The sequence below is a fragment of the Pseudomonas sp. GW821-FHT07F05 genome (assembly GCF_059418765.1).
Window position 1 is genome coordinate 589474 of sequence record NZ_JBWKQL010000001.1, and the last position, 23457, is coordinate 612930.

Here is a 23457-nt window from a genome sequence, read left to right on the forward strand (position 1 = left end):
CGGCCTGCACTTGGGGCGTGTTCGAATACCTTGTCTGCGTGTTTAAGTAGGGATGCTTCGCAAATATCTGTAGGAAAATTTACTTGTTATTGTTCGGTTATTAACCGGGCTTGACCGTGTAAATGATTAAAGCGTTAAAAACCTGAATATCAATAAAAACAATGTCACGGCCCTGGCAGATGTAATGCCATGGCCGGCAAGTCGCGGAGACGGTTGAGGGCCAATGTTGGAAGAAGAACGCAAGCGCAAACGGTTGAATAAAGCCACTCCCCGAGAGCAGGAAGTCCTGCTTCTATTGCTGCAGGGGCATACCAACAAGGACATCGCGCAGCGGCTGGGGATCAGTGATTACACGGCCCGCGACCACGTTTCAGCGTTGCTGCGAAAGAACGAGGTGAAGAACCGCGCACAGCTCATTGCACTGCATATCACGGCGCCGCGAAAGAAAAAACTGCTCCCACCCCTACATCTGACGGATTGTTCCGTTGAACGGTAAGTGCATAATTAACCCAATTTGATAGCCAGACTTCCAAACTGTCGGCGGCGTGATTTGCTACGGTGAAGTTTATTTCGCGAAGCGCGGTTTTCTGCGTAACTACTTCGCTGCCAGTGCTTTGATTTTTTAAATAAAAGTGCTCGGCATGGCTCACCCAAAATAACAACCAATAATAAGGATGGAATCGATGACCCTTCAAATCGCAACCTCTGAGCCCTTGAAGCAACCGTGCATCGATGCAGACTTTAATGTCGACGCCTCAACCGCGTTTCAACAATTGGTCGATGAGCAAAGCCGGCTGTCCAGAGACCAGTTGAGTGAGCTGCACAAGCAATGGCTCGGGCCCCATGGCGTGTTTGCCACCTTCAGCGCAGAGGTCGAGCGACTGGGGCGTCAGGCTCCTGCGCTGGATGATCTCTCCAGCCTTGGCAGCGCAGAGCGTATGAACGAGGCCGAACGGGCGGTGGCCTTCGCGCTGGCGCAGAGCAATCGCCGGCGCGCGGTGAATAACCCGTTCGGCTCACGCTCGCGTCAGGAACTGTGCTGCGTGGTGTTCAACGAGACCAACGCGTACACCTTGGCGGAGCGATACGCCGCGTACGAAGCCATGCGCCAGAGCGACTCGGATTTCTTCATCAAACTCATCGCCACCACCCGCGGCGTCACCGAGCGGCGCATCGTCTTTCGCGGCTTGCTCGAACATTACGACCGCCTGCTGCCGATCGAAAAAAGCATCTACCCCGAGGCCTACCGCGACGTGCAGCAAACGCATCTGGATCGGGAAGAAGGGCTGTATGGGCCGTTGATATTGGGCGACAGCCTGCACAATCTGCTGTCACGCATGACACCGCTTGAGCTGCTCAAGCAGGTCAAGGCACCGACCGATGCCATGGCCTGCAGTGAATAGCGAATCTTTCGGACCTCAATTACGTCGCTGACTCACCCCAGCGCAGCACCCTCGCGCGCAGCCGCTTTGCTGGACGGCTGCGCTGGCGTGACCCGATTGCGCCCGGCGCTTTTTGCGTCGTACAGCGCCATGTCGGCTTCGTGGAGCCACATGCCGGCGTCGGTCTGGTGCGCGCCGTACGCCGCGACGCCGATACTCAGGCTCAGCTTGAGATCGGGCAGGGCCGAGTGGGCGTGCTCATGGACCGTGCGGCGCAGGCGTTCGAGTATCTCGATCGCCTGGGTCAGGGTGGTGTCGGGCAGGATGACGCAGAACTCGTCGCCGCCGTAACGGCCGGCCAGATCGGTCTGCCGCAGGCTGGCGGACAGCGCGTTGCTCAGTTGCTTGAGCACGTTGTCGCCGGTGATATGGCCGTAGGTGTCGTTGATGGTCTTGAAGTGGTCGATGTCGATCAGTGCCACGCTGTGCTGGCGATTGAGCGTCTGGCATTTATCGAACTCCAGCGCCAGTCGATCCTTCCACGCGCCGTGGTTCATGAGGCCTGTGAGGCTGTCGGTGGTGCTGAGCTTTTCCAGCGCTTTCTTGCTTCTGGACAGCTGCACGGCCACGCGATAACAGACCAGCCCGATGGCCATCGGGTAGATCACCAGCATGGGCAGGCAGGCGAAGACTTGCAGCTGAGTAACATGCGGAAACAACGCCGGCAGGAATATCTTGTACGCCACCAGTGCGCCTGCTACCTGCGCCAGCGAACCCAATACAAACAGACGCAAACCACCGGACGCGATGTTGTTCATCGCCATCATCGACAGCACCGTCACGGTGGGCAACGGACTGATCCCCATCGCCCCCGCCCAGAAGCCGCCGCCCAGCGAGTCATAAATCATGTTGCGGCGTTCGGCGGCGTACGGGTGACGTGAACGCTTGGCGAGCAGGTAAGCCAGGTGCGGCCAGCCGTAACCGTGGGCGATCATGGCGATCCACACCCAGGCCGGCGGATGGGAAGGGTACAGCGCTGCAGCCACCGCGAAGAACCCAATACCCAGACCGATACTGCGCGGCAGGTACATGCGTCTGGCGAAGGAGAGACCTTTTGGGACCGAAGTGTTCATAGCGCTTCACCGGGTTGTGACGCTGCATCCCGACTGCCACATCGGTCACGACCAACGACTCCGAGTGTCCCTCGCCAACGGGACGCTGGGAAGAGCCCTTGGCCACTATTGAGCAAATAATTCACGCCGGCTGTCGCCACAGGGTGAGGTGATGCATGTGTCGTTTGGCTCAGCGTTGGGTGTCGTCTGTCATGGCGTGTTTTCCGGCCATCTGTGTATAGACCGTTCTACAAAGGTTGGCTGAAATAGGGCGGCAATTCGGCGCGGTCCGGATGCGTATTCCGTCACGCCGGCAGGAGCCCACGATGCCCGAACTCTCGAACCTCATCGCTTTTTCCCTGATAGCCCTCGGTATGGTGCTGACGCCAGGGCCGAACATGATTTACGTCATTTCGCGATCCATCTCACAAGGGCGCAAGGCGGGGCTGATCTCCCTCGGCGGCGTGGCAGTCGGCTTTATCTTCTACATGCTCTGCGCGGCATTTGGCATCACCGGCCTGGTCATGGCGGTCCCGTATGCCTACGACACACTGCGCATGGCGGGTGTCGTGTATTTGCTGTACCTCGCCTGGCAGGCTGTGAAACCGGGCGGTCGCTCGCCGTTTCAGGTGAGGGATTTGCCTCAGGACAGTAACCGACAGCTGTTCCTGATGGGCCTGATGACCAACCTGTTCAACCCCAAAGTGGCGGTGCTTTACCTGTCGCTGCTGCCGCAGTTCATCACCGTCGACAACGGCACCAGCGTGCTCAGCCAGTCGCTGATCTTGGGCAGCGCGCAGATTCTGGTGAGCCTGAGTGTGAATGCGACGGTCGCCATGGCGGCGGGCTCCATCGCCGTTTTTCTGACCCAGAAGCCCGGTTGGGCGACCGTGCAGCGTTGGCTGATGGGCACGGTGTTATTCGGGTTCGCGGTGCGGATGGCGGCGGAGGGCAGGCGGTAACCGCGCTGTCACGCTTCGAGGAAATCACGGCTGGCCCTTGCCAGACGCTCCGCGATTCGGGAGATTACTGGCCCGACTCGTTAGCATCATCACAAGGGACGTCTGATGCCTGTTTCTCTCCCCGTTTTGCGTATCACCTGCCTCGCCGCGCTGATCGCGCCATTTACCCTGCACGCCGAGAATGCGGTCCATGTGCTGACAGGCACCTTGGGTCAATCGCCCATCGTCGTCGAGCTGGACCTCACCAGCGCTGAAGACGTGACGGGCCGCTATTTCTACGAGAAGTACCACAAGGACCTGCCGCTTTCCGGCACTTCCAAAGGCAATGATCTGACGCTCACTGAGGGCTTGAGCTACGACGACGAAGCCAAGTTGCCGAAGCTGGTCCTTCATAAAAATCCGGACGCGACCTGGAACGGGGACTGGAGCAGCAAGGGCAAGTCATACAAGGTGCAACTGGCCGAGCGCGCCGTCACCGCGCCGGATGCTTCCGCCGAACCGGGTTGGCAGGACATTTACAAACAGTCGACCTATGACTACCTGCGGCTCACACACCTGCCGCTCAAGGCAGACAAAAAAGCCACGTTCATGGGCCACGGGCTGCAATGGTGGGTCGAGCCGGAGTCGGGCGTCTCGATGTTTGAAATCACGTCGGGTTACGCGCCGGAGCAGGCCGCAGGAATCAATCAGCAGTTGCGCTCGCGCTTGTGGCAGGAGGTTGTCAGCTACAACCAGTGCATGCTCAATGCCAGTCGCAACGGTGGTGATTTTGCGCAGACGGTCACGCCGCGCTTGCTGACGCCTGGCATCGTGAGCCTAAGCGTCTTCACCGATTATGATTGCGGCGGCGCGCACCCGGACTTCGGCGACTCGCCGCTGAATCTGGATGCCAGCACGGGGAAGGAGTTGACGCTGGAAGATGTGGTGTGGGTCGGCAAAGGCGCGCCGTTTCATTACGAACGTGATGAAGAAGGTGGTGTGAGTTTCGACACGTATTCGGACTACCGCGGCAAAGCCTTCGCCCCCTGGCTCGTTGAGCAGTTAAAAGCGGCGCACCCTGCAGACATGGTGAAGCCTGCTACCGAAGACGACTGCGACTACACAGACCCGTCGGTCTGGGAGTTTCCGTCGTGGTATTTCACTGAAAAAGGCATCGTGTTCGGCCCCTCTTTCGCTCGCGTCATGCGCGCGTGTGAAAGTCCCGAATGGTCGACCGTGCCTTACAGCGTGATCAAGGCGCATCCGGGCGGGACCAAACTGACGTTGCCGGAATGATCAGGCCCACGTGATCAGATTGATGATCTGACATCGCTGCTTTTTCGGCTGCAACCGCTGCCGGAAAAGCAGCAACCCTCACTTCCCGCCGGTCACACCCTTGACCACCTCGGCGTGGGCCTTGGCATCCTTCGCCAGGGAGATCACGTTCACCATCGCCGTGCGTTTGCCGTAGGCCGCGGTAATCGTCGTGCTCAGCACCCGACCGCCGTCTACGCTGCCTGAAATATCCAGCTGACGCATGCCGAGGCCTTTTCGTACGATCTTCTTCTCGCCCAGCTTCTTGAAGTCCTTGTAGCTGGACTGCTGCTGTTGCAGCGTGTCGGCGATGATGCCGTCGAGGGTTGGCTTGTCGTTGGCGCCGACCTTCTGGTCATTGGGCAGCGGCGCTTCGGTGATGATCACCACGCGCTTGGCCGGCTTGTTCATGTACAGCGAGCCGGTGACGCCTGCAGCCCTGGCCTTGGCATCGATTTCTTCCATGGGGCCTTTCACGTAGTCCTTCGGCAGGGTGAAGGCAAATTTGCCGCCGAGCATCGCGACTTTTTGCCCGGAAGGTTTCGGCGCGGGTTTGGCTTTGGTCGCGGCCTGCGCGCCGACCATGCCCAGGCATGAGGCCAACGCGGTGCAGACCAGCAGGGTTCTTAAACTGAACAAGCGCATTCCGACCACTCCTGGGGATGATTCCTACATAGGTCCGGCATTTTGCCTGAGGGTGATGGCAGGTTGATAGTCGTGAGGGTGAGGGTGTCAGCGGCAATCGTTAATGCCGGTCCGATGGGGCGAACGGGTATCTACGTAGGACTGGGTTCAGCCGGGAAGAGGCCGTTATGTACAACACAAGATGTGCAGCGTGACGACTGACGCCTTCCCGGCTAAAGCCGGTCCCACAGGGTATGCGGCATAAGCCAATTCCCTGGGTGTACCCGGTGTTCAGTGGGACCGGCTTCAGCCGGGAAGAGGCCGGGATGTACAACACAAGATGTGCAGCGTGACGCCTGACGCGTTACCGGCTAAAGCCAGTCCTACGGGATATGCGGCATGACCCAACTCCTTGGGTGTACGCGGTGTTTAGTGGGACCGGCTTCAGCCGGGAAGAGGCCGGTATGTAAAACACACGATTTGCAGCGAGACACCCGACGCCTTCCCGGCTAAAGCCGGTCCCACAGGGTATGCGGCATGAGCCAATTCCCTGGGTGTACGCGGTGTTTAGTGGGACCGGCTTCAGCCGGGAAGAGGCCAGTTCAAGCACCGCAAATTTCCATTCGTCCATTGGCTTTCGAGGCCAAAGGTGTACATTGAATTCAAAATACAATAAGCACAGGAGACATACATGACCCATGCCGCTGATCGCACCTTGCAAGTCCCTTTCGCCGGTCCCACGTTGTTGGGCACTCCACTTCTCAACAAAGGCACCGCGTTCAGCCTCGACGAGCGTGAAGCCCTGGCCCTTCAGGGTCTGCTCCCCGAACGCGTCGAAACCATCGAACAACAGGCGAGCCGCGCCTATCATCAATATCAGGCCTGCACGACCGATCTGGACAAACACATCCTCCTGCGCTCGATCCAGGATTCCAACGAAACACTCTTCTACCGCGTCGTCGACGACCATCTCGACGAGATGCTGCCGATCATCTACACCCCCACCGTAGGCAAGGTCTGCCAGGAATTTTCCCGCATCTACCGCAGCCATCGCGGCCTGTTCATCAGCATCGCCGACAAGGACCGCATCGACGAGATCCTCAACAACGTCACCAAAGACAACGTCAAAGTCATCGTCGTCAGTGATTGCGAGCGCATTCTTGGCCTCGGCGATCAGGGCGTCGGCGGCATGGGCATCCCCATCGGCAAGCTGTCGTTGTACACGGCGTGCGGCGGCATCAGCCCGGCCTATACGCTGCCGGTGGTGCTCGACGTGGGCACCAACAATCCTGCGCTGCTGGCGGATCCCCTGTATTTCGGCCGTGGCCAGGAGCGTGTTCGCGGCGCCGAATATGATGCGTTCGTGCAGGCATTCGTCGAAGGCGTCCAGCGTCGTTGGCCGGAAGCCATTCTGCAGTTCGAAGACTTCGCGCTGACCAATGCCATGCCGTTGCTCGCGCGCTTTCGCGATCAACTCTGCTGCTTCAACGATGACATCCAGGGCACAGCCGCCGTCACCGTCGGCACCTTGCTGGCCGCCTGCAAGATGAAGGGCCAGCGCTTGTCCGATCAGACCGTCGCCTTTGTAGGCGCCGGGTCAGCGGGTTGTGGGATCGCCGAGCAGATCATCGCCGCCATGCAGCTCGAAGGCTTGTCCGAAGCCCAGTCCCGCAGTCAGGTCTTTCTGCTTAACAGCAAAGGGCTGCTGACCGATCGCCAGCCGGACCTCTACGACTTCCAACAGCGACTGGCCCACTCCAGCGATTCACTCAGCGACTGGGATTTCAGCGCCGACTGGCCCTCGCTGCTTGAGGTGGTCAGCAACGCCAAACCCACCGTGCTGATTGGCGTGTCGGGCAAGGCCGGACTGTTCACCCAGCAGATCGTCGAGACGATGCACAGCCACTGCCCGCAGCCGATCATCATGCCGCTGTCCAACCCGACTTCGCAGATCGAAGCGCACCCCAAGGACATTCTGCAATGGACCGACGGCCAGGCGCTGGTGGCCACAGGCAGTCCGTTTCTGCCCATTGAGGTGCTGGGCAAAACCTTTCCTATCGCGCAGTGCAACAACTCCTACATCTTCCCCGGAATTGGCCTCGGCGCCATCGCCAGCAAAGCAACCCGCGTCACCGACGGCATGCTGATGGCGTCGGCCCAGGCGCTGGCTGAGTGCGCAGCGGCAGGACAGATGTTGCCGCCGTTGCGGGATGTTCAGTCGGTCAGCAAGCGCATCGCCTTTGCCGTCGGCATGGCGGCCCAGCGCGACAGTGTGGCGCCGCCTCAATCGGAAGATGAATTGTCAGCGGCCATCGAGAAGGACTTCTGGCAGCCGGTTTACCGGTCGTATGTTCGCCGCCCTGACTAAAAGCTGCACAGCAAAAAGAACCCGCCACATCGGCGGGTTTTTTTATCGCATCGAGGTAAAGCGTCAGGCCAGCGTCAATGAAACCGGTGGCAACCCGTCGATCTGCCCCAGCACCTCAGCCATGCCCTGGGCGAAATGCATGCCGGTATAAGAACCCGTGGTGACGACGAAATCCTCGGGCAACGGCAGACCATTGAGGGTGTGATGGTTGACCAGCCACGGCAGCAGCCGGCGTGGATCGCCTGCCGGATTGGCGACTTTCGACGGCACAACGCTCTCGCCATTCAGCGTGAATGAAAGCGTCGGTTCAACGAAGGGAAAGGACGCGTCGTAGGGTACGAAATCACCCACCACCAAGGCGCCGTGGTTAAGCAGATCGGCCAATTGCGTCAGCGGCTCGATCTTCGGCCACGCCGCAAACCGACTGGACACCACCTCGATGGACGCCGCCATCTCGGCAATGCCGGCCATGACCTCCTCGTCGCTGTACGCCTCATCCCGAGGGCTGAAGGTGCGGTTGAAGCGGAAGGCGATTTCCAGCTCCAGCCCCACCGGCGGATAGACGCTGCGGTCCAGCGTGCCGGTCGACGGGAACAGGCAGTCGCGGGGCAGGGGCGAGCCCTGAATCGGCCCGTCCGTGGACTTCGAACCAATCTTCCAGCCGCCCGCTTCAACGCCACGCAAGCGCAGGATTTTCTGTTGCGTGAGGTACGCCGCGTCGCGGTCTGTCGGGTTCAGGTCGAATTCCAGCTCGCCTAACAGGCTGCGCTTGTTCTGCGCATCGACGATCAGCTGCGCCAGGCGCGAAGGTTGGGTGTCAGTGTCCAAAAGGGTTCTCCAGTGAAGGGGTTCGATTGCAGCGTGCCGGGCTGAAGCTTTATGGATCAGATCGCCGCCCGAAGGCGGCTTCCGTTGTGGCTTTATTTACTGACCACCGGCGCCGGTTCCGCACTCGGTGTCAGAGGCGCGGCCGGCTGCCCATATTCAAACCGGTTCTGCGGCTTGATGCGGAACGACAGCACGACGCCAATCGCCAGCAGAACAATGCTGACCAGAAAGGGCAGCTGCCAGTTGCCAAACTTGTCGATCAACAGACCGGCGGCCACCGGGCTGACGATGGCGGCCATGGCCGACCCGGTGTTCATCATGCCGCTCGCGGTGCCGCAATGGTCCGGCGCGATGTCCATCGGAATTGCCCACATCGGGCCGATCGTCATCTCCGAGAAGAAAAACCCGATGGCCAGGCAGGCCAGGGAAATGTGCATGTCCTTGGTGAACATCAACGGCACCAGCGACAGCAGCGTCAGGCCAAGGCACACGGCGACCATCAGGCTGCGCGCCTTGTTCAGGTCCTTGGTCCGCGTATAAATGCGGTCGCTGACGATACCGCCCAGGGTGTCGCCAACCACGCCGCCGAAGAACACAGTTGAGGCAAAAATCGCCGTGCCCTTCAAATCCAGGCCCATGTTCATGAAGTACATCGGCACCCAGCTGAGCAGCAGCCACAGCGTCCAGCCGTAGCAGAAGTAAACGATCGTGACCGGGGCCATACGCTTGAACAGGCGACCCCATGGCAGCACGATGTTGGACTTCACTTTCGGCGGCGGCAGGGTGTCCAGTTCCTGCTTGGAGATGCGCGGGTGGTCTTTCGGATGCTCCGTGAACACCGCCATCCACAAGATGACCCAGACGAAGCTGGTGGCCGCACAGACGTAGAACGATTCGCGCCAGCCGTATGTAGCCATCACCGCGATCATCGCTGCTGGCGCCAGCGCATTACCGAGGCGGGCGAAGGCGTGGGTGATGCCTTGGGCGAAGCCGCGTTTTTCCTTGGGGATCCAGCGGGACATCGCCGCCGTTGCTGCGGGGAAGGTGGCGCCTTCACCGAGGCCGAGGAGTATCCGCGCGACGATCAGCGAGACGAAGCCACCGGCCAGGCCGGTCAGCACCGTGGCGCTGGCCCAGATCAGCCCGCACACCACCAGCGTTCGCTTGGCGCCGAAGCGGTCGCTGACCCAGCCGCCGATGATTTGGAAGATCAGGTAGGGGTACGCGAAGGCCGAGAAGACGATGCCGATCTCGGTTTTGCTCAGGTTGAACTCTTTACCGAAACCGACCGCGGCGGTGCTGACGTTGACGCGGTCCAGGTACGTAATGAAATACATGGCGCACAGCATGAATAGCACCACCGTGGTGGGGCGCAGACGTAAAAACTTCATGTGCTATCTCCAGTTTCTTATTGTGTTCGCTGACAACGCGATGATTCGGGATAGTGAGATGTGTCAAAAAAGCTGCGGGTGTGCCGCAGCCAGGTGTGGCGTTAGTCGCGTCGCAGCGGCACCGATTGCCCTCCCAGGTAATCCATGGCGGCCAGAACGCCGCTGGACTGCAGTTTTACGCCGGCCATTTGCAGGCCCATTTCGCAGCCGGTCAGAGTGGCCATCAGCATCAGGTCGTTGCAGTCGCCCAAGTGGCCGATGCGGAACATGCGGCCTTTCATCTTGCCCAGGCCGGTGCCCAGGGACATGTCGAAACGCTCGTAAATGGTCTTGCGCACCTGGTCGGCGTCGATGCCTTCAGGCGTCATCACGCCGGTGAGCACAGGGCTGTAAACGCTCGGGTCGGCGCACTGGATTTCCAGGCCCCAGGCGGTCACGGCGGTGCGACAGGCCTTCGCCAGACGGTTGTGACGGATGAACACGTTGTCCAGGCCTTCGCCGAGGATCATGTCCAGCGCTTCCGACAATCCGTACAACAAGTTGGTGTTCGGTGTGTACGGCCAGTAACCGGTTTTGTTCATCTCGATGATCTCGTCCCACGCCCAGAAACTGCGGGGCAGACCGGCACTTTTACTGGCCTCGATGGCTGTGGGCGACAGGGCGTTGAAGCTGATACCGGGTGGCAGCATCAGGCCCTTCTGCGAGCCGGAAACGGTCACGTCCACGCCCCACTCATCATGACGATATTCGGCGGAGGCCAGGCCGGAGATGGTGTCGACCAGCAGCAGGGCAGGGTGGCCCGCCGCATCAATGGCCTTGCGCACGGAAGCGATGTCCGAGGTGACGCCGGTGCTGGTCTCGTTGTGCACGACGCAAACGGCCTTGATGCGATGGCCGCCGTCAGCACGCAGGTGGTCTTCGATCATTTGCGCATCGACGCCACCGCGCCAGCCCTCAATGCCGGGCCGACCAATGAACTGCGGCTTGAGGCCGAGACTCAACGCCATCTTCTGCCACAGCGTCGCGAAGTGGCCGGTCTCGAACATCAACACTTCGTCGCCCGAACTCAGGGTGTTGCACAGCGCCGCTTCCCAGGCACCGGTGCCCGACGCGGGATAAATCACCACGGGATGCGCGGTCTTGAAGATCTGCTTGATGCCTTCCAGCACCTTGAGCCCCAGCGCGCCGAACTCCGGGCCGCGGTGGTCAATGGTGGGGTAACTCATGGCGCGAAGGATGCGATCCGGCACCGGGCTAGGCCCCGGAATCTGAAGGAAGTGGCGACCGGCAGGGTGGAAATCGAGCTTCAGCATCGGTGTCTCCTTGTCTTTTTATAATTTTGTATTTTGAATTCAAAATTAACCTAGCACACGGCGATGCTGTGTCAAACGGCCTAACTGCGCTAATCTTTCCAGCGAACTGGAGCATTTTCGAATAAGGACTCGGCGCTAGAGCGGGTCCAGGAAGGATGTATTGAATGCAAAATACTGAAGAAATGAGCGTTCAACCCGACGCCCGGCCAATGCCCAAAGTCGAACGCCAACGCCTGCACGACATCGTCATCGATCACCTGCGCGGCTTTATCACCGAAGGCGTGCTCGCCCCAGGCACCAAGCTCAACGAGCGCGAGCTGTGCGAAACCCTCGGCATCTCCCGCACGCCATTGCGTGAAGCACTGAAAGTGCTGGCCGTGGAAGGGCTGATCGAAATCAACCCGAACCGGGGCGCGAGCGTCGCGCGCATGTCGGAGCTGGAGATCCGCGAAACCTTCGAACTGATGAGCGGCATCGAAGCCTTCGCCGGAGAGCTGGCCTGTGAGCGCATCACCGCCCAGGAAATCGACGACATCAAAGCGCTGCACTACGCCATGGTGGTCAGCAAAAACCAGAACGACCTGCCGGGTTACTACCAGCGCAACCGCGCGATCCACGACCTGATCAACCTTGCCGCGCGCAACTCGGCACTGCGTCAGGTCTACCTGTCGCTGAACCGGCGCATCCACGCATTACGCTTTCTCTCCAACCACCAGGCCCCGAAATGGGACCGCGCGTTGCACGATCACGAAGAAATGATCGAGGCCCTGCAAACCCGGGACGGCAAGCGCCTGAGCAGCATCCTGCGCCACCACCTGCTGGAAAAACGCGACGCCCTGATGTTGCTGGTCAGGGATGAGTCCGAGCACCCGGACTCCATTCGCCGCTAACTCATCATCAAGGAAGCTGCCGACCATGCCCCGTGATCTCGATGCATTGCTCGCCGCCTGCGCCGACCGATTGCCGCAACTGGAAACCCAGCGCCTGATGCTCTACGCCGGCGCCAACCTCCCCAGCGCCCGCGCCATGGCCGCCTACACCCCCGCGCTCAGCGCCTACCCGGCGATGGGCCCGACCGGTCACAAAGAACAGCCCGACACCGAGCTGGTCAGCGAGCTTGAAACTTTCACCCGTCAGGCCGCCATGACCCTGTTCGGCGCAGCATGGGCCGAAGTCCGGCTGGCCAGCTGCACCCTCGCCAACCTGGCCATCTTCCACGCCTACTGTCGGCCGGGCGACAAAGTGCTGGCACCCGCTGCCGAGCACGGCGGGCACCTGAGCCAGCGCCGTGGCGGCACCGCAGAATTGGCAGGTCTGGTGGTTGAAGACCTGCCGTTCGACCGCCGCAACTGCCAGCTGGACGCAGCGCGCGCGGCGGAAATGATCACCCACACCCGCCCCAAGCTCGTCGTGCTGGGCCGCAGCGTCATGATCAAGGCCGACGACATCGCCCCGGTGGTCAGCGCCGCCCGCGCGGTCGGCGCCAAAACACTGTTCGACGCCTCCCACGTGCTGGGCCTGATCGCCGGTGGCACGTACCCCAACCCCTTTGACGCTGGCGTCGACCTCATCAGCAGCTCCACCTACAAAACCCTGCCCGGCCGCCCGCAAGGATTGGTGCTCGGCCGCGACCCGGACGATGCAATCGCTCTGCGCGAACTGCTCGACACCCGGATGCTCGCCAATTATGACGCCGGCCGGCTGCCCTCCCTGGCGGTCACCCTCACCGAAGCCCAGGCCACCGGCCGCGAATATGCCGCCAGCATTGTTAGCAACAGCGCGGCGCTGCATCGCGCGCTGGTCGATGCCGGGTTGCCCGTCATAGGGGCCAACGACGGCGAAGTGCACACCCATCAACTCTTACTGCCGCTGTCACTTGATGCTGATCCGCGGGCTGTGATGCACGCGCTGGAGGCGCAGGGGATTCTCATCGGCACCTGCGTCGATCCTTCCCGCGCTGGGCATCAGGCGCTACGGCTTGGCACGCAATTCATCACGCGGCAAGGCATGGACGCGCTGGATATGCTGGATGTGGCGCGACTGCTGGGTGATGTTTTGCACGTTGGCGCTTGCGGTCGGCTGCATGCTCGGTCGGTTGCTGATACGGCGCAGATAGCAGATCGGATTCAGCAAATCCTGAGCAAAAAAAAGCCGCTGGGGAGCGGCTGAAGTTTGGAGCTTGGAGGCACCACGTCGGGAGCAACGACGTAGCGAAACGACAGAAACAAAATGCTAAAAGCTGGTCAGGCGTTTGACGTTCTCCGGCTTGGGTGTGGACTTCCATCGTTCCAGCGCTGGGCGGGTTCGATGGGGTGAAGCCACTTTAGGAACGACGGGCGGCGGGGGCAAATGAAACCCGGGTAACTATTTGTTAGCGAAAATGTTATGTGCGGGGAGGGGATGAGGCGGGAACTTTCTGGGTTTGCCAGGCGGGGTTATTCGTTGTTCTTTTGCTGGTGCGGCGGCACTGCGGTGCGCTGGTTGTTGATCAGTTGGCTGTGGGCGTAGGCTTTGTGGGCAAGACGTCAGGCTTGGGCTGACGTCCTATTCAGCGGTTTTTACTTCACCGTCATCGGCGCGAAAATCGGCCGGATGCCACGGCATTTTGGATAAGCCACACAACCCCAGAAATTCCCGCCCGCGTTGGCGCCGGTTCTCGCGACACGTATCACCATGGTTTTCCGGCAGTGCGGGCACAGAGGCGCCGGGGGTAGAGCAGCAGGTTCATGCTCGGCTTCGCGTGTGACGGGTTGCGTCACGGTTGGAGTTGGCGCTGGAGCTGGAGCGGGACTCGTCGGAACGATCGCCTCTGGCTCAACGATTGCTGGCTCAACACGCTCTGGCACCACCTCGACCGTTGGCCCTGGACCAGGCTTCTTCGCCTCGGCGATCCACTGCTTCAACACCGATCCATCGACCAGTTGCACATTGCGCCCCGCCGCAAAATCCCTCGCCGGTTTGGTGAACGTCCCGCTGGTGACCACGAAACCGCCGACAGCGCCTTCAGCCGCCATCGCGCCATACAACTCCCGCACCACCGGCACACCGACCTGTACCGAACGCCATTGCTTGCACTGCACCACGTACGTCTCGCCATCCTTGCGCGCAATCAAATCAATGCCGCCGTCTGGGCCGTTCTTGCCTGTTTCTCGTACTGAGTAGCCGCGCCGACGTAAGGCTTCGCCCACCAGTAATTCGAACTCGTGCCAGGTGATGCTCAGCAGTGGGTTGCCTTTGGTGGTGGCGGCGGATTCCAGGAGATTGCGGCGTTTGCGGCGGCCGATGATTGAGCCGATGGCGCCGGCGGTGAGTATCAGGGGAACAAAGAATTGCCCGAACGTGGCCATGCCCCGGAAGGCCGACGCGGAAACCATCTTGTCAAAATGGCGCGGATCTAGGTTTGTAGGGAGCGGAGCAATGGCCACCGAATGCAGCCAGACCGCAGACGCCACGGCGAGAACAGCACTGATCCACCAAGGGAGCTTGCTGGCGAGAAAAATGAGGGCTTCTAGATTGGAGGTTTTCTTGGCCATATCCGTGGTCTTTTATTGAGTCCGTTGTGGTGGAAGTTTGGTGAGCGCTGCTGGACCTGTAGGAGTGAGCTTGCTCGCGATGCGGCGTGGCAGATGTCAGCGTATCGGCGAGTTGATTCGTTGCAATAGGGCTTAGGTTCTTTTGCCTATCCCTCACATCTGGAGCGCTCCACACACACCCTTCGCGTTTCGAAAATGCACCTAGGAGGAGGCTACCGGAATGAAGCAAGTCGTCTATGAAACTTACCGTAAACGGTTTACGGAAAAGTCAGAAAATCCATAGAGAAAACTCATTGTGATGGCCCAATGATGTCATGGTACAAGGCTGCACGGAATCTTCGTCCGTACAGCTAAGGAATGGCCATGAGAAATGTAGGACTCAGCTTCATTGCAGCGCTCGCGCTCCTCTCCGCTTTCACCGTCTCCGCCAAAGAAATCCGACTCACCGATGACGCGATAGCGCAGATCCTCATTGAGGACTCAATCTCTTCCTATCCCAAAAATTGTCCATGCCCTTATAACTCGGCTAGCAACGGCAGCCGCTGCGGCAAACGCAGCGCCTATAACCGTGCAGGAGGGTATGCGCCTTTGTGCTTCAAAGAAGATGTAACAAAGGGGATGGTTCAGGAGTATCGGCAGCGGATGAAGGGTTGAATTGCTAGTTAATGCAGCTTGAGCTGGATGTTCTCAATGCTGTTTGTCACTTCCTGAAACCCCGCTCAATACGATTTTAGAGCGTTGAAATGCCACCTTAGCGCATCCGTACTGGGCCGGTCGAATACGTTTTCAGGAAGACTGATCGGCTGATCTCGCAATGCCTCGTACTCGCTGCCCTCTAAACCTTCGGCTAGCTTGACGACCAGCTTGGTCGGATCTACCCAACACAAGCCAAGATCAAATAGGGTGTGAATGTCAGCGCGGAGTAGCAGGCCATTGCTGACGACGTTCGTGTCAGCTCCCTGATAAGAGACGATGTGGGCAGCTTCCAGCAGGGCCTCTATCTCGCACCCCGTCACTGCGCATCTGTAGTTGTAAGCTCTGAGCAAAGTTGATCGAAATTTACTCTGTCCTTTGCGACGAACTATGGATGCAAGCACTTTCGTACGGGCATCGACGATGTTTTTAGGGTTGAATTCGCCTGCCGTTTGTAATTTCGCTTCGATGAAAGGGCTGGTCAGCGTTGGGCTGCTCGCTTGAATGAGGGTGAAGCTCGTAGGGAGTGACCCTGACCGGCTTTGGTAAAGAAATTTGCCCTTATAAGTGAAGCCGGCACCCGGGTGCTCGAATTTATTCTTGCGATAAAAAAGGAGTAGTTCTAGCCCTCGTTCGACGTGCTCTTCCAAAAGATGGTCGGTGCCTCCCTGCGTCTGCCCTTCCATGTGCAGTATGTCGCCAGTAAGAAGATCATCATATTGAATACGGTCTGCCGTTTTTTGCTCGGTGACGAAAAGCCAAACTGAATCGAACGCTGAAGGCTTGAAGATCCCGTTGTTGATACTAGAGGCAGTTATGGAGAAGAGGTCTCGCAAGTCATTTCGCGTGTAGACGTGCCCCTCTTGGAGAAGCTCCGAGGCATAGACGCCGGTGGAGACCGCAGCCGGTTTTTTTCTTGCCACAACGTAGTCCTTTTCCATGCCCTTTGTAGGAAAGGAATGTTGCGGCAATGAAGGGTCTTGTTACAACTGGTTTACACCATCTGGAATTACCAGCGAGTGTGAACATGATCGTTCCCACGCTCCGCGTGGTAATGCAGCCCGGGACGCTCCGCGTCCATCAGTACCAACGCTGCACGTCGATCAGCCCTTTCTCCCCTTGGTAATCCCGCGCACTCGAATATCGCCATTGCTCCCCCAAGTCCACATACCCTCGCTTCACCGGGTTCTGATGTATGTAGTCGAGCTTTTGCTGCATGACACTCTCGCTGTAGACCATTTCCGCATGAACGCCTTCCTGCCAGACCTGATAAACACGGTCGACCTTATGCGCGCGCTTTGCGAATCGTAGGCGTTGGAGGGTGCTTTCAGCATGGGTGAGTTGGAGGTAGTCGATGATGTTTCGCGCCGTGTAGGACTTGAAGCCAGCCACGGATTTTGCGAGGTCTGGAGACTGAGCGAGATAGTGAAGGTGATTTTCTAAAACGACATAACCATAGAGCTGTAGACCTTGATTCGCTTGTTGAAAGCGCCACGTGTTAAGCACGATATCGACCAAGGCGGGGCGGGTGAAGAGCGGTAGCCATTCAACGATTGTGCAGGTCAGGAAGTGGGGTTTGTCGATTTCCGTAATCGTGTAGCGGCTTCGGCCCATGGATTCGTCCTTTAATCTGAGATGGGGGCGGAGCGTCGGAGGCTAATGGAAGCGGGCGGTTGGTAGAACCGGGTTGGTGTTGCTGGGTGCTTCAGATTGGTTAGTTAGCTCCAGCGCGATGGACGCGGAGCGTCGAGGGCTGCATTCCCACGCGGAGCGTGGGAACGATCGGGTAGGAATTCTCGAGTGCCTGCTCGGCGTTCAGCAAATAAAAAGGGCCACCATTTCTGGCAGCCCTTTGGTATGCAGCTCACTAAGTCGAGATCAAATCAATCCCAGCTCAACGCCCCACCGGTCTGATACTCAATAACCCGCGTTTCAAAGAAGTTCTTCTCTTTCTTCAAGTCCATGATCTCGCTCATCCATGGGAACGGGTTCGTGGTCCCTGGATACTCTTCCTTCAGACCAATCTGCGACAGACGACGGTTCGCGATGAACTTGAGGTAGTCCTCCATCATCGCCGCGTTCATGCCCAGTACGCCGCGGGGCATGGTGTCGCGGGCGTATTCGATTTCCAGTTGGGTCCCTTGCAGGATCATCTGGGTTGCTTCTTCCTTCATTTCGGCATCCCACAGGTGTGGGTTTTCGATTTTGATCTGGTTGATCACGTCGATGCCAAAGTTCAGGTGCATGGACTCGTCACGCAGGATGTACTGGAACTGTTCTGCGACGCCGGTCATTTTGTTGCGGCGACCCATGGAGAGGATCTGGGTGAAGCCGCAGTAGAAGAAGATTCCTTCCAGGACGCAGTAGTAGGCGATCAGGTTGCGCAGCAGTTCTTTGTCAGTTTCGACGGTGCCGGTTTCGAACTTCGGATCGGAGATAGAACGGGTGTATTTGAGACCCCAGGCTGCCTTTTTGGCGACCGACGGGATCTCGTGGTACATGTTGAAGATCTCGCCTTCGTCCATGCCCAGCGATTCGATGCAGTATTGGTAGGCGTGGGTGTGGATCGCTTCCTCGAAGGCCTGGCGCAGGATGTACTGGCGGCATTCAGGGTTGGTGATCAGGCGATACACGGCCAGCACGAGGTTGTTGGCAACCAGGGAGTCGGCGGTGGAGAAGAAGCCGAGGTTGCGCAGGACGATGCGGCGCTCGTCGTCGGTCAGGCCTTCCGGATCTTTCCAGAGAGCGATGTCCGTGGTCATGTTGACCTCTTGCGGCATCCAGTGGTTGGCGCAGCCGTCGAGGTATTTCTGCCAGGCCCAGTCGTACTTGAAAGGCACGAGTTGGTTAAGGTCGGCGCGGCAGTTGATCATGCGTTTTTCGTCGACCGCGACGCGGGCGGCGGAGCCTTCGAGTTCGGCAAGACCTTCAGCGACGTCCAGCTTGTCCAGCGCGGCTTTGGCGCGGGCAATGGCGTCGGAGTCGTTTGCGCTGACGGCGCGGGCTTCAAGCGCAGCAGCACCACCGGCGCTGTCGAGTTTGTCCATCGCGGCTTCGGAAGCGTGGCCGGCGTTGGCGCCTTTGGCGGGTTCAGCTTCGTCGGTCTTGTCGAATTCGTCCCAGCTCAGCATGGTGAGGAGGCTCCTGCTAGAGGACCGGTTTTACGCGGCCTGTGGATTTGAGTAATCGGTTTGCTGCTGTTGTGACACGGGTCACGCCATACAGCGGTCGAGAGAGGGCTCTCTGAACATCCAGGTATTCGGTGTTCCGGTTGACGTTGTCAGGCGCTAGGCCTGTCACCCGGGAGCGGAGCAAAACGCTGACGCGGCACACGCACGGTGACCATAGGAATCCGGTCGGCTTTGGGTGCGCAGGTGGTCATAGCGTTGTCCTTGATTGGGGGGCGCGAGTATACGGAAATTTGATCCGCACGTCTCGGCTGAAGGCCCTTCTATCCATCACTTTCAGTCGTCGTCCGACATCACGAACGCGAGCTGAATTCTTCTTGACCTACCAACGATTCGCTGATTGCGAATCGCCTATGTTGTGGTCACGGGCGTAAGAATACACACGATATGGTGTTAGAGGGAACGAGTTTTTCAACATATGAGCGTGTTCGTGACGGAGGTCAACGTGCGCCAAACGCCCTCAGCCTTGATGAGGCCCCGTGATACGTGTGCCTCGGGGAAATACCACCCATGTCACTGCTTAGTTTGATAACTATCGACCTGACAAATGGTGTTCATAACAATGGCCGGCAGATGCCTGTAGGTTACTCAACCGAAACCCCAATCGCCCCCCCAACACACCGCTCAAACACCCGCACCATCCCCTCATAATCACACCCCACCGCATCCACATTCGCCCGTATCCATTCCTCCGCCTCCACCGGCCACCAGCTGATCTCAAACCCCGCATTCACAATGATGTGTTCAAACAAAATCCGCTGCGCACGCCCGTTCCCTTCGCGAAACGGATGAACCACGTTCAAATCCCCAAACAGCTCCGCACTCGCCGCAATCAAGGCTCCACGATCCAGCTCCTGAAACCAGTTCGCGTCGGCCAGTACCTTGAACAGCTTGTTGGCCTCGGGCTCGATGCGGTGGGTCACGCAGAAGTGGGTCTGGTCTTTGGAGATGTCGACGGTGCGCAGTTCGCCCGCCCAATCGTAGAGATCAGCGAACAGTTGGCGGTGGATGGCTTGAAGGTAGAGCAGGTCGTAGGGAGGAGGGGAGAAGTCGATGGATTCAGCGGCGACTTCGGACAGGTCGCGCTCGGCTTGCGCCAGGGTTTTTGCGTCGGTGAGGTCGAGGCGGTTGCGCAGCACGGTGCTGCCGGGCGGACAGTAAGGGTCTTGTCCGACGCCGTATTTGTCGACCATCAGGCCTGTTTTTTGCGGTAGCTGTTGAGCAGCTCTTCCCGAGAGGGCAGGCGGCGTTCGGAGTCGGCGGGCGAGCTCTCGAAACCTTCCAGACGCAGGCTGGCGGCGTAGTTGGAGCGGCGCGTTCTGGCGCAATAGGCTTTTTTGGACTCTAGCGAGGCAGCTGGCATGGGCATTCTCCTGGCTGGGAATGAGGGGAGTGTAACGCAAGAAGGCCCCGCGCCCTAGGGGACGCGGAGCCTTCAATCAGGGCGTCACCCGAAGGTGACGCTTGACGCGTTGCTTACTGGCAGGCTTCGCAGTCCGGCTCGTCGATCGCGCAGGCTTTTGGCACTGGCGCTGGACCGGCCGGTGCAGCTTCGGCTGGACGCGGGGCGGTGATCGCCGAGTCGTCCGGGCCGTGGCCACCGCTGGAAACGGCGTTCAGCTTGCCGGTGTTGATGGTCGACTTCTCGGTGCTGGTCGCGGCCAGGGCACGGAGGTAGTAAGTGGTTTTCAGACCACGGTACCAGGCCATGCGGTAGGTCACGTCCAGCTTCTTGCCCGAGGCGCCAGCGATGTACAGGTTCAGCGACTGCGCCTGGTCGATCCACTTCTGACGACGGCTGGCCGCGTCAACGATCCACTTGGTGTCCACTTCGAAGGCGGTCGCGTAGAGGTCTTTCAACTCCTGCGGGATGCGCTCGATCTGCTGCACCGAACCGTCGTAGTACTTCAGGTCGTTGATCATGACCGAGTCCCACAGGTCGCGGGCTTTCAGGTCGCGAACCAGGTACGGATTGATCACGGTGAATTCGCCCGAGAGGTTCGATTTCACGTACAGGTTCTGGTAAGTCGGTTCGATCGACTGCGACACGCCGGTGATGTTGGCGATGGTCGCGGTCGGCGCGATGGCCATGATGTTCGAGTTACGAATGCCTTTCTGAACGCGAGCACGCACAGGCGCCCAGTCCAGGCTTTCTTCTAGGTCGACGTCGATGTACTTCTGGCCACGTTGCTCGATCAGGATCTGTTGCGAATCCAGCGGCAGGATGCCCTTGGACCACAGCGAACCTTGGAACGTCTCGTAGGCACCGCGCTCGTCCGCCAGATCGCAGGACGCCTGGATCGCGTAGTAGCTGACGGCTTCCATCGAGCGGTCGGCGAATTCCACGGCCGCATCGGAACCGTAAGGAATGTGCTGCAGGTACAGCGCGTCCTGGAAGCCCATGATGCCCAGACCGACCGGACGGTGACGGAAGTTGGAGTTCTTCGCTTGCGGCACCGAGTAGTAGTTGATGTCGATCACGTTATCGAGCATGCGCACGGCAACGTCGATGGTGCGCTTGAGCTTGTCGGTGTCCAGCTTGCCGTCGACGATGTGGTTCGGCAGGTTGATCGAGCCCAGGTTGCAGACCGCGATCTCGTCCTTGTTGGTGTTCAGGGTGATCTCGGTGCACAGGTTCGAGCTGTGAACCACGCCCACGTGCTGCTGCGGGCTGCGCAGGTTGCACGGGTCCTTGAACGTCAGCCATGGGTGGCCGGTTTCGAACAGCATGGACAGCATTTTGCGCCACAGGTCTTTGGCCTGAATGGTCTTGAACAGCTTGACCTTGCCCGGGTACTCGGTCAGCGCTTCGTAGTACTCGTAGCGCTCTTCGAAGGCTTTACCGGTGAGGTCGTGCAGATCAGGGACTTCGGACGGCGAGAACAGGGTCCATTTGCCGTCGTCGAAGACACGCTTCATGAACAGGTCAGGGATCCAGTTGGCGGTGTTCATGTCGTGGGTACGACGACGATCATCGCCGGTGTTCTTGCGCAGCTCGATGAACTCTTCGATGTCCATGTGCCAGGTTTCCAGGTACGCACAGACAGCGCCTTTGCGCTTGCCGCCCTGGTTCACCGCTACGGCGGTGTCGTTCACGACTTTCAGGAACGGCACGACGCCCTGGGATTTGCCGTTGGTGCCCTTGATGTAAGAGCCCAGCGCGCGAACCGGGGTCCAGTCGTTGCCCAGACCGCCAGCGAATTTGGACAGCATGGCGTTGTCGTGGATAGCGTGGTAAATGCCCGACAGGTCATCCGGAACGGTGGTCAGGTAGCAGCTCGACAGCTGTGGACGCAGGGTGCCAGCGTTGAACAGTGTCGGAGTCGAGGCCATGTAGTCGAAGGACGACAACAGGTTGTAGAACTCGATGGCGCGGTCTTCGCGTGCCTTTTCTTCGATCGCCAGGCCCATGGCCACACGCATGAAGAAAATTTGCGGCAGTTCGAAACGGATACCGTCTTTATGGATGAAGTAACGGTCGTACAGGGTCTGCAGGCCCAGGTAGGTGAACTGCTGATCGCGCTCGTGGTTGATCGCCTTGCCCAGTTTTTCCAGGTCGAATTCGGCCAGCACAGGGTTCAGCAGTTCGAACTGGATGCCTTTCTCGATGTAAGCCGGCAGCGCCTTGGCATACATGTCGACCATTTCGTGGTGGGTGGCGCTTTCGGCGACACCGAGGAAACCCAGGCCTTCGGCGCGCAGGGTGTCCATCAACAGGCGGGCGGTGACGAACGAGTAGTTCGGCTCACGCTCGACCAAGGTACGCGCGGTCATGACCAGTGCGGTGTTGACGTCGGTCAACGCAACGCCGTCGTACAGGTTCTTCAGGGTTTCGCTCTGGATCAGGTCGGCATCGACCTCGGCCAGGCCTTCGCACGCTTCGGTGACGATGGTGTTCAGGCGGCCCATGTCCAGCGGCGCGAGGCTGCCGTCTTTGGCAGTGATGCGAATCGACGGGTGCGCTTGCACCGGGGTTTCGCCAGCGGTGCGACCGGCACGCTCCTTGGAGCGCTCGTTGCGGTAGATCACGTAGTCGCGGGCAACTTTCTGCTCGCCGGCGCGCATCAGCGCCAGTTCGACCTGATCCTGGATTTCTTCGATGTGGATGGTGCCGCCCGACGGCATGCGGCGCTTGAAGGTCGCGGAGACCTGTTCGGTCAGGCGCGCAACGGTGTCGTGGATACGCGACGAAGCGGCAGCGGTGCCGCCTTCAACTGCGAGAAAGGCCTTGGTGATGGCGACGGTGATCTTGTCATCGGTGTACGCAACGACGGTGCCGTTACGCTTGATCACACGCAGCTGACCCGGCGCGGTGGCGGACAGGTCCTGCTGGGTCGCACCTGTCTGCGGCGCGGTGGCCTGCGGATTCTCGCGAGTTGTGTCGGTTTGCATGGGTGTCTCCACGTTCTCTAAGTTTGTTTGGGCGCCAAGTGCACGCCCACCGTTTCGTCTTGCGGCAGTGAACTGACAAACGTCAGGCCATGACTTCAGGACGAATGGGAAGGTGGATTTACCCTCCCTGGCGTTGAAGTCGAAAAGGGTGCCGGACTTGAGCCCGTCACCCGAAAAACTGTTGCAGAATGCGCATGTGATGTTGCAACTCGTGTACCGCTGCACGCAGATCCCAAGGCTGGGTGGTCTGCCATTCGCGCTGGCGGGGTAGAGCGGTAGATTCGGGGGTTATTCAGCCCTTCGTACACAGGTAACGCGCGAGAAAAAAACCTTGAAATCGCGCCACGACTTGTGTTTGTGATTTCGGCGAAAACGCTA

General features: G+C 59.4%; 20 protein-coding genes. 8 read left to right on the forward strand and 12 right to left on the reverse strand.

Annotated elements, in window-relative coordinates; genetic code table 11:
* Positions 1-223 precede the first annotated feature (223 nt).
* Together AC07RO_RS02775 and AC07RO_RS02780 are read left to right on the forward strand one after the other, a co-directional pair.
* Positions 224-496 carry a LuxR C-terminal-related transcriptional regulator gene (locus AC07RO_RS02775; RefSeq protein WP_346627547.1) on the forward strand — a complete coding sequence of 91 codons (273 nt, stop codon included), beginning with the start codon at positions 224-226 and terminating at the stop codon, positions 494-496.
* A gap of 187 nt (positions 497-683) precedes the next feature.
* Entirely contained in the window at positions 684-1403 is a 720-nt protein-coding gene (locus AC07RO_RS02780; RefSeq protein ID WP_495085221.1) for a hypothetical protein, read from the forward strand.
* 32 nt (positions 1404-1435) lie between these two features.
* Here AC07RO_RS02780 and AC07RO_RS02785 read toward each other — a convergent pair whose 3' ends face one another.
* Positions 1436-2515, reverse strand: a complete 1080-nt coding sequence (locus AC07RO_RS02785) for a diguanylate cyclase (RefSeq protein WP_495085222.1) — start codon at positions 2513-2515, stop codon at positions 1436-1438.
* Positions 2516-2820: 305 nt separating this feature from the next.
* Between AC07RO_RS02785 and AC07RO_RS02790 the strand changes: the two genes are divergently transcribed.
* Together AC07RO_RS02790 and AC07RO_RS02795 are read left to right on the forward strand one after the other, a co-directional pair.
* Positions 2821-3456 carry a LysE family translocator gene (locus AC07RO_RS02790; protein ID WP_423574681.1) on the forward strand — a complete coding sequence of 212 codons (636 nt, stop codon included), beginning with the start codon at positions 2821-2823 and terminating at the stop codon, positions 3454-3456.
* Between the two features lie 105 nt (positions 3457-3561).
* Positions 3562-4731, forward strand: coding sequence for an RsiV family protein (locus AC07RO_RS02795; protein WP_495085223.1), 1170 nt, complete (start codon positions 3562-3564; stop codon positions 4729-4731).
* Between the two features lie 78 nt (positions 4732-4809).
* Here the strand turns inward: AC07RO_RS02795 and AC07RO_RS02800 are convergent, their stop codons facing one another.
* Complete coding sequence (locus AC07RO_RS02800) at positions 4810-5394, reverse strand: DcrB/PsbP domain-containing protein (protein ID WP_282366751.1); 585 nt, start codon at positions 5392-5394, stop codon at positions 4810-4812.
* A 670-nt stretch (positions 5395-6064) separates the two neighbouring features.
* Between AC07RO_RS02800 and AC07RO_RS02805 the strand changes: the two genes are divergently transcribed.
* Positions 6065-7741 (forward strand): NAD-dependent malic enzyme, encoded by a 1677-nt coding sequence (locus AC07RO_RS02805; RefSeq protein WP_495085224.1) that lies wholly within the window; start codon positions 6065-6067, stop codon positions 7739-7741.
* Between the two features lie 63 nt (positions 7742-7804).
* Here the strand turns inward: AC07RO_RS02805 and AC07RO_RS02810 are convergent, their stop codons facing one another.
* The 3 genes from AC07RO_RS02810 to AC07RO_RS02820 all read right to left on the reverse strand — a co-directional run bounded on the left by AC07RO_RS02810 (position 7805) and on the right by AC07RO_RS02820 (position 11273).
* Positions 7805-8569, reverse strand: a complete 765-nt coding sequence (locus tag AC07RO_RS02810) for a 2-keto-4-pentenoate hydratase (RefSeq protein ID WP_495085225.1) — start codon at positions 8567-8569, stop codon at positions 7805-7807.
* Positions 8570-8661: 92 nt separating this feature from the next.
* Positions 8662-9960, reverse strand: a complete 1299-nt coding sequence (locus AC07RO_RS02815; protein WP_495085226.1) for an MFS transporter — start codon at positions 9958-9960, stop codon at positions 8662-8664.
* Between the two features lie 101 nt (positions 9961-10061).
* On the reverse strand, positions 10062-11273 hold the full coding sequence (locus AC07RO_RS02820; protein ID WP_495085227.1) for a pyridoxal-phosphate-dependent aminotransferase family protein: 1212 nt from the start codon (positions 11271-11273) through the stop codon (positions 10062-10064).
* A gap of 164 nt (positions 11274-11437) precedes the next feature.
* On the opposite strand from AC07RO_RS02820, the gene AC07RO_RS02825 reads away from it, so the two are divergent.
* On the forward strand, positions 11438-12163 hold the full coding sequence (locus AC07RO_RS02825) for a GntR family transcriptional regulator (RefSeq protein ID WP_495085228.1): 726 nt from the start codon (positions 11438-11440) through the stop codon (positions 12161-12163).
* A gap of 25 nt (positions 12164-12188) precedes the next feature.
* On the forward strand, positions 12189-13442 hold the full coding sequence (locus AC07RO_RS02830; RefSeq protein ID WP_495085229.1) for a glycine hydroxymethyltransferase: 1254 nt from the start codon (positions 12189-12191) through the stop codon (positions 13440-13442).
* 389 nt (positions 13443-13831) lie between these two features.
* Here AC07RO_RS02830 and AC07RO_RS02835 read toward each other — a convergent pair whose 3' ends face one another.
* Positions 13832-14806 carry a restriction endonuclease gene (locus AC07RO_RS02835; protein ID WP_495085230.1) on the reverse strand — a complete coding sequence of 325 codons (975 nt, stop codon included), beginning with the start codon at positions 14804-14806 and terminating at the stop codon, positions 13832-13834.
* 363 nt (positions 14807-15169) lie between these two features.
* Between AC07RO_RS02835 and AC07RO_RS02840 the strand changes: the two genes are divergently transcribed.
* Entirely contained in the window at positions 15170-15460 is a 291-nt protein-coding gene (locus tag AC07RO_RS02840) for a hypothetical protein (RefSeq protein WP_192171491.1), read from the forward strand.
* 65 nt (positions 15461-15525) lie between these two features.
* On the opposite strand, the gene AC07RO_RS02845 is transcribed toward AC07RO_RS02840, so the two are convergent.
* The 6 genes from AC07RO_RS02845 to AC07RO_RS02870 all read right to left on the reverse strand — a co-directional run bounded on the left by AC07RO_RS02845 (position 15526) and on the right by AC07RO_RS02870 (position 23079).
* On the reverse strand, positions 15526-16422 hold the full coding sequence (locus tag AC07RO_RS02845) for an HNH endonuclease (protein ID WP_495085231.1): 897 nt from the start codon (positions 16420-16422) through the stop codon (positions 15526-15528).
* 157 nt (positions 16423-16579) lie between these two features.
* On the reverse strand, positions 16580-17113 hold the full coding sequence (locus tag AC07RO_RS02850; RefSeq protein WP_495085232.1) for an REP-associated tyrosine transposase: 534 nt from the start codon (positions 17111-17113) through the stop codon (positions 16580-16582).
* Positions 17114-17382: 269 nt separating this feature from the next.
* Positions 17383-18630 (reverse strand): ribonucleotide-diphosphate reductase subunit beta, encoded by a 1248-nt coding sequence (locus AC07RO_RS02855; RefSeq protein WP_133777019.1) that lies wholly within the window; start codon positions 18628-18630, stop codon positions 17383-17385.
* 641 nt (positions 18631-19271) lie between these two features.
* Complete coding sequence (locus AC07RO_RS02860) at positions 19272-19880, reverse strand: putative adenosine monophosphate-protein transferase Fic (RefSeq protein ID WP_495085233.1); 609 nt, start codon at positions 19878-19880, stop codon at positions 19272-19274.
* Positions 19880-20050: a YhfG family protein gene (locus AC07RO_RS02865; protein ID WP_282366739.1), complete on the reverse strand. Its 171-nt coding sequence runs from the start codon at positions 20048-20050 to the stop codon at positions 19880-19882. The genes AC07RO_RS02860 and AC07RO_RS02865 overlap by 1 nt, the downstream gene beginning before the upstream one ends.
* 113 nt (positions 20051-20163) lie before the next feature.
* Entirely contained in the window at positions 20164-23079 is a 2916-nt protein-coding gene (locus AC07RO_RS02870) for a ribonucleoside-diphosphate reductase subunit alpha (protein WP_192172936.1), read from the reverse strand.
* Between the last annotated feature and the right edge of the window lie 378 nt (positions 23080-23457).

Coding starts and splice junctions, on each gene's coding strand:
- AC07RO_RS02820 (WP_495085227.1), bottom strand. CDS start 11,273: ATGCTGAAGCTCGATTTCCACCCTGCCGGTCGCCACTTCCTTCAGATT.
- AC07RO_RS02780 (WP_495085221.1), top strand. CDS start 684: ATGACCCTTCAAATCGCAACCTCTGAGCCCTTGAAGCAACCGTGCATC.
- AC07RO_RS02830 (WP_495085229.1), top strand. CDS start 12,189: ATGCCCCGTGATCTCGATGCATTGCTCGCCGCCTGCGCCGACCGATTG.
- AC07RO_RS02805 (WP_495085224.1), top strand. CDS start 6,065: ATGACCCATGCCGCTGATCGCACCTTGCAAGTCCCTTTCGCCGGTCCC.
- AC07RO_RS02825 (WP_495085228.1), top strand. CDS start 11,438: ATGCAAAATACTGAAGAAATGAGCGTTCAACCCGACGCCCGGCCAATG.
- AC07RO_RS02855 (WP_133777019.1), bottom strand. CDS start 18,630: ATGCTGAGCTGGGACGAATTCGACAAGACCGACGAAGCTGAACCCGCC.
- AC07RO_RS02795 (WP_495085223.1), top strand. CDS start 3,562: ATGCCTGTTTCTCTCCCCGTTTTGCGTATCACCTGCCTCGCCGCGCTG.
- AC07RO_RS02775 (WP_346627547.1), top strand. CDS start 224: ATGTTGGAAGAAGAACGCAAGCGCAAACGGTTGAATAAAGCCACTCCC.
- AC07RO_RS02815 (WP_495085226.1), bottom strand. CDS start 9,960: ATGAAGTTTTTACGTCTGCGCCCCACCACGGTGGTGCTATTCATGCTG.
- AC07RO_RS02860 (WP_495085233.1), bottom strand. CDS start 19,880: ATGGTCGACAAATACGGCGTCGGACAAGACCCTTACTGTCCGCCCGGC.
- AC07RO_RS02790 (WP_423574681.1), top strand. CDS start 2,821: ATGCCCGAACTCTCGAACCTCATCGCTTTTTCCCTGATAGCCCTCGGT.
- AC07RO_RS02785 (WP_495085222.1), bottom strand. CDS start 2,515: ATGAACACTTCGGTCCCAAAAGGTCTCTCCTTCGCCAGACGCATGTAC.
- AC07RO_RS02870 (WP_192172936.1), bottom strand. CDS start 23,079: ATGCAAACCGACACAACTCGCGAGAATCCGCAGGCCACCGCGCCGCAG.
- AC07RO_RS02840 (WP_192171491.1), top strand. CDS start 15,170: ATGAGAAATGTAGGACTCAGCTTCATTGCAGCGCTCGCGCTCCTCTCC.
- AC07RO_RS02850 (WP_495085232.1), bottom strand. CDS start 17,113: ATGGGCCGAAGCCGCTACACGATTACGGAAATCGACAAACCCCACTTC.
- AC07RO_RS02865 (WP_282366739.1), bottom strand. CDS start 20,050: ATGCCAGCTGCCTCGCTAGAGTCCAAAAAAGCCTATTGCGCCAGAACG.
- AC07RO_RS02835 (WP_495085230.1), bottom strand. CDS start 14,806: ATGGCCAAGAAAACCTCCAATCTAGAAGCCCTCATTTTTCTCGCCAGC.
- AC07RO_RS02800 (WP_282366751.1), bottom strand. CDS start 5,394: ATGCGCTTGTTCAGTTTAAGAACCCTGCTGGTCTGCACCGCGTTGGCC.